Below are 2,069 nucleotides of genomic sequence, written 5' to 3'. Positions count from 1 at the left end.
CGATTACGCGCGGGCCCTTCGGCGTAGTGGGTGTTGATCAGCGCCAGCGTGGCCGGGAACAACAGCGCCCCGCCCACACCCTGCACCGCCCGCGCCAGCACCAGCAGCAAGGCGCTGCCACCGAGCACCGCCGCCAGGGAAGACAGCGCATACAGCGACTGGCCAAGCATGTACAAGCGCCGCTTGCCCAACAGGTCCGCCGCCCGACCGCCCAGCAACAGGAAGCCACCAAACGCCACGCTGTAGGCACTGACCACCCACTGCAATTGCTGGGCAGAAAACCCCAGGTGGCTGCCGATTTGCGGCAGCGCGACAAACACAATGGTCGCGTCGAGGGCGATGATCAGTTGCGCGGTTGCCAGCAGCAACAGCATCCAGCCAGAGGGTCGAGAAGAAGACATCACAGCGTCCTGCCTGAAAATGAGAGGCGCCAGTTTCTTTCATGCCCAACAGATGATAAATACCCCTATCACTCTTTCAGTAATGACTTTAATCATGGATCTGAATGCTGTTCGCCTGCTGGTGCGCGTCGCCGAAACCCGCAGTTTCACTCGCGCCGCCGGAGACCTGGGGCTGACCCAATCGGGCTTGTCCCGGGCCATTTCCCGGCTGGAAAACCAGCTGGGTGTGCGCCTGCTGCAACGCAACACCCGCAGCGTCAGCCTCACGCCCGACGGGCAGATGCTGTATGAACGCAGCGCGCCGCTGCTGGCGGAACTGGCCGAAGCCGAGCGGCAAATGCTCGACCGCCGTGCCTCACCGTCCGGTTTGCTGAAGATCAGCACGCCCTCGTTGTTTGGCCGCAAGGTGGTGATGCCGGTAATCGGCGAGCTGACCCTGCAATACCCCGATCTGCGCATTGAAGCGGTAATGACCGACCGCCTGGTGGACATCGTCGACGAAGGCTTTGACGCCTTGCTGCGCACCGGCGACATCCAGGACCAACGCCTGATCGCCCGGGCACTGCCACCGCTGCGCTGGGTCACCGTCGCCTCCCCGGCTTATCTCGCGCGTTTTGGTACGCCGCAAACCGTCGATGAACTCCAGGACCACAATTGCCTGACCGTACGTAACCTGCGCACCAGCCGGCTGGTGGACTGGCAGTTCATGCTCGATGGCAGGGTGCAGGACGTGAGTGTCGAGGGGCGGTTGATCTTTGATATCGGCGATGCGCTGGTGGACGGCGCGCTGGGCGGATTCGGCATCGCCCAGGTGATGGACTTTGCGGTGCGGGAAGATCTGGCGGCCGGGCGCCTTGTGCCCTTGCTGGAGGAATTTGCCGGTCGCAGTCGGGCGATATCGCTGGTGTATCCGCCATCGCGGCAGTACTCGCCGAAGTTGACGGCGTTTGCCGAGGCGCTCAGCAAAACCCAGTGGTAACACAACCTTTGTGGCGAGGGAGCTTGCTCCCGCTCGGCTGCGCAGCAGTCGTATATCTACCGACCAAGTGTATTGGCAGGAAACAATGGGACCGCTTCGCGCTCCANNCCACAAAACCAGGCTGTACCGGAAGAATTGGCACTGGGCTTAAAGCTGTCGCCCATCAATCGGCTCACCAATCGTCAGGAAATGCCCGCCCGCCACATGGTGCAAGGTACGCAGCGCATCCTGCCCTTCGAAATGCCAGCGACCGTCGCTGAATACGCGCTCATCAGCCTGGGCGGCCACCACTTCGGCGAGGAACAGATCGTAGGTCTGCTGGTTATGCGGTTCCGGCAGCAAGCGGCATTCCAGCCACGCCACGCAGCCTTCAAGCATCGGCGCTTCGGTGTGTTCGCCGCTGAACGTCTGCAAGTCATATGCGGCGAACTTGTCGGTCTCGCTGCCGGTGGTGTTGCCCACGGTCTGCACGATATCGGCCTGGGCCGCACACGGTACGTTGAGCACGAAAGTGCCGGCGCCTTCGAGCAGTTGCCGGGTCCAGGTGGCCTTATCCAGCACGACGGCGACTTTGGGCGGCTCGAAATCCAGCGGCATCGCCCATGCCGCGGCCATGATGTTGCGCTGGCCGTTGTGCGCGGCGCTGACCAGTACGGTCGGGCCGTGGTTGAGCAAGCGGTAGGCCTTGG

At 62.8% G+C, this 2,069-nt stretch carries 3 protein-coding genes; 1 reads left to right on the top strand and 2 read right to left on the bottom strand.

The genetic code is table 11. The annotated features are described in order from the left end of the window. The coding region (locus HX846_RS33175) for an MFS transporter (RefSeq protein ID WP_372242042.1) at window positions 1–374 on the bottom strand (374 nt) is incomplete at its 3' end. Window positions 375–495: 121 nt separating this feature from the next. Here HX846_RS33175 and HX846_RS33170 point away from each other — a divergent pair. Further along, complete coding sequence (locus tag HX846_RS33170; protein WP_134325734.1) at window positions 496–1,380, top strand: LysR family transcriptional regulator; 885 nt, start codon at window positions 496–498, stop codon at window positions 1,378–1,380. A gap of 147 nt (window positions 1,381–1,527) precedes the next feature. On the opposite strand, the gene HX846_RS33165 is transcribed toward HX846_RS33170, so the two are convergent. Continuing rightward, on the bottom strand, window positions 1,528–2,069 hold a 542-nt coding region (locus HX846_RS33165), incomplete at its 5' end, for a flavin reductase family protein (RefSeq protein WP_178967044.1).

Origin of the sequence: Pseudomonas sp. K5002, from assembly GCF_013386655.1 — a bacterium.
In the GTDB taxonomy this organism is placed as follows: domain Bacteria; phylum Pseudomonadota; class Gammaproteobacteria; order Pseudomonadales; family Pseudomonadaceae; genus Aquipseudomonas.
The sequence above is the reverse complement of the archived record's forward strand: the minus strand, read 5'-3'. Positions and strand labels throughout refer to the sequence as shown.